The organism is Inquilinus limosus MP06 (assembly GCF_000767795.1).
Lineage (GTDB): Bacteria > Pseudomonadota > Alphaproteobacteria > DSM-16000 > Inquilinaceae > Inquilinus > Inquilinus limosus_E.
The window spans coordinates 1-2581 of the sequence record NZ_JANX01000730.1 but is presented as its reverse complement, the minus strand read 5'-3'; the positions used below and the strand labels follow the sequence as shown (position 1 = coordinate 2581).

General features: G+C 68.8%; 3 protein-coding genes and 1 tRNA gene. 1 reads left to right on the top strand and 3 read right to left on the bottom strand.

All coding sequences use genetic code 11. The features are described from left to right. Positions 1 to 22 precede the first annotated feature (22 nt). The 3 genes from P409_RS31565 to P409_RS31555 form a co-directional block, all read right to left on the bottom strand. Positions 23 to 982, bottom strand: a complete 960-nt coding sequence (locus tag P409_RS31565; RefSeq protein ID WP_034847858.1) for a KpsF/GutQ family sugar-phosphate isomerase — start codon at positions 980 to 982, stop codon at positions 23 to 25. A gap of 153 nt (positions 983 to 1135) precedes the next feature. Beyond that, positions 1136 to 1750 (bottom strand): ribonuclease D, encoded by a 615-nt coding sequence (locus P409_RS31560; protein WP_034847855.1) that lies wholly within the window; start codon positions 1748 to 1750, stop codon positions 1136 to 1138. A 165-nt stretch (positions 1751 to 1915) separates the two neighbouring features. Further along, positions 1916 to 2002, bottom strand: a tRNA-Leu gene (locus P409_RS31555). 199 nt (positions 2003 to 2201) lie between these two features. Here P409_RS31555 and P409_RS31550 point away from each other — a divergent pair. Continuing rightward, positions 2202 to 2501, top strand: coding sequence for a YggT family protein (locus tag P409_RS31550; protein WP_034847853.1), 300 nt, complete (start codon positions 2202 to 2204; stop codon positions 2499 to 2501). Positions 2502 to 2581 lie beyond the last annotated feature (80 nt).

The window sequence follows — 2581 nt, the reverse complement described above, 5'->3', positions numbered from 1 at the left end:
GTCTGCGGCGCGGCCACCACGCTCAGCTCAGCCCTGCCCGCAGGCAGTCATGCACCCTGAGGATGCCCACCGGCCGGTCCTCCGTCGTGACGAACAGGTTGGTCACCTTGTAGCGGTTCATCAGCCCCAGCGCCTCCGCCGCCAGCGCCGCGGGGCGGATGGTGCGCGGACCGGGGGTCATCACCTGGCCCGCGGTCTGGCCGAGCAGCCCGGCGCTCATGTGCCGGCGCAGGTCGCCATCGGTGATCACGCCGACCAGCCGGCGGTCGCCATCGACCACGCCGACGCAGCCGAAGCCGACCCGGCTCATCTCGATGATCGCCTCATCCATCCGGGTCTGGGGGCCTACCAGCGGCAACTCGGCCTCGGCATGCATCAGGTCCTGTACCCGGATCAGCTTGTTGCCGAGCGAACCGCCGGGGTGGAACACCCGGAAATCGTCGGGGGAGAAGCCGCGGCGGTGCATCAGCGCCACCGCAAGGGCGTCGCCGAGCGCCATCTGCATGGTGGTGGAGGTGGTCGGCGCCAGCCCGGTCGGGCAGGCCTCCTCCGCCGGCGGCAGCAGCAGCACCACGTCGCACTGGTCGGCCAAGTTCGAAGGGGAGCGGCTGGTGATGCCGATCAGCGGGATGGCGAAGCGGCGGGTGTAGGCGATGACGTCGGCCAGCTCGGCGGTGTTGCCGGAGTTGGACAGCGCCAGCACCACATCCTGCTGGTGGATCATGCCGAGATCGCCATGGCTGGCCTCGGCCGGGTGGACGAACAGTGCCGGGGTGCCGGTCGAGGCCAGGGTCGCCGCGATCTTGCGCGCGACGAGGCCGCTCTTGCCGATGCCGCTGACCACGACCCGGCCCGCGGCGCCGAGGATCGTGTCGATGGCCCGGTCGAAGCTGGCGTCGAGCGATTCGGCGAGGCGGTCGAGCGCATCGCGCTCCACCAGCAGCGCCTTGCGGCCGGCCTCGATCCCTGCGGTTGCCACCATACCTTCTCCCAAATGGTCCACGCGGCGGCTGCTATAGCCGGTTCGGAGGGCGCGGACCACGATCTGATCCCGGATCGGCGCCGGCGGCCCCTGCCCGGGCCCGGCCGATCCCCGTACCGCCACAAGACGGCACGAATGTGTCCCCATATCGGGCTAGTGGGCGAAGATATCCAGATCCGCCCAGCCGCCGAGGTCGAGCGCGGCCCGCGCCGGCAGGAAGTCGAAGCAGGCCTGCGCCAGGGCCTCGCGCCCTTCGCGCCGCAGCATCTCGTCCAGCTTCGTCTTCAGCGCATGCAGATACAGGACGTCGCTGGCGGCATAGCGCAGCTGCTCGGGCGTCAATTGGTCGCTGCCCCAGTCAGAGCTCTGCTGCTGCTTCGACAGCTCGACGCCGATCAGGTCGCGGCACAGATCCTTCAGCCCGTGCCGGTCGGTGAAGGTGCGCACCAGCCGGGAGGCGATCTTGGTGCAGTAGACCGGCGCGGTGACGACGCCGAGATAGGCCTGCAGCGCGGCGATGTCGAAGCGGGCGAAGTGGAACAGCTTCAGCCGCGCCGGGTCGGCCAGCAGCGCCTTCAGGTTCGGCGCGTCGTAGGCGCCCTTGCGGAACTGGACCAGATGGACGGTGCCGTCGCCGGCGCTGAGCTGGGCCAGGCACAGCCGGTCGCGCACCGGGTTCAGGCCCATCGTCTCGGTATCGATCGCGATCACGTCGCCGAGATCGAGGCCGTCGGGCAGATCCCCGTCATGCAGAATCGGTTCGGACACCGGTCGCCACCTTCCGTCTTCGGCCGCGGCACCATTCCGGCCGCAGCTCACACCGGCCGCGGCCCTGGGCCATCCCCGAGACTGGGCGTCGGCCCCAAAAGGAAAGACCCGCTTGGGAAAGCGGGTCATTGCCACTGCATCGCATCGTCGGGCCCATCAGAACGATGGTGCCCAGGAGAAGACTCGAACTTCCACGACCTCTCGGCCACAGGTACCTGAAACCTGCGCGTCTACCAATTCCGCCACCTGGGCGATGCGGCGGGCCGTGATGTAGGATGCCGCCCCACCCCCTGTCAACAGGGGAATTCGCAGTTTGTGAAAGAATGATGATTTCCCGCGGCCGGAGCCCTCGCCGCCCCGCGTCGCATCGCTTGTTCCCTCGAGGCCGCATCGGTACGGTACGGGCGGATTCGGCGACCGGGCCGGCACGGACCACCTCTGGAACAGGCGCATGATCGTCATCGACCCAATCTTCCGCATCATCGACATCGTGCTGCAGATGTATGTCTGGGTGGTGATCGCCGCCGCGATCCTGAGCTGGCTGGTCGCCTTCAACGTGGTCAACACGCGCAACCAGGTGGTCTACCAGATCGGCAACGCCCTCTACCGGCTGACCGAGCCGGCGCTGCGGCCGATTCGGCGGATCCTGCCGAATCTCGGCGGCATCGACATCTCGCCGGTGGTGCTGCTGCTGATCATCTATTTCCTGCAGATGGTGCTGCGGAACATCTACATCGCCCTGCTGACGTGACGGGGCCGGCCGGCCCGCTCTTCGTCGCCGGGCCGCGCGGCATCCGCGTCACGGTCCGGCTGACGCCGCGCGCCGGGCGC

What these genes read in the sequence shown, in the direction of transcription:
- P409_RS31550 (WP_034847853.1), top strand. Translation starts at nt 2,202, where the DNA reads ATGATCGTCATCGACCCAATCTTCCGCATCATCGACATCGTGCTGCAG.
- P409_RS31565 (WP_034847858.1), bottom strand. Translation starts at nt 982, where the DNA reads ATGGTGGCAACCGCAGGGATCGAGGCCGGCCGCAAGGCGCTGCTGGTG.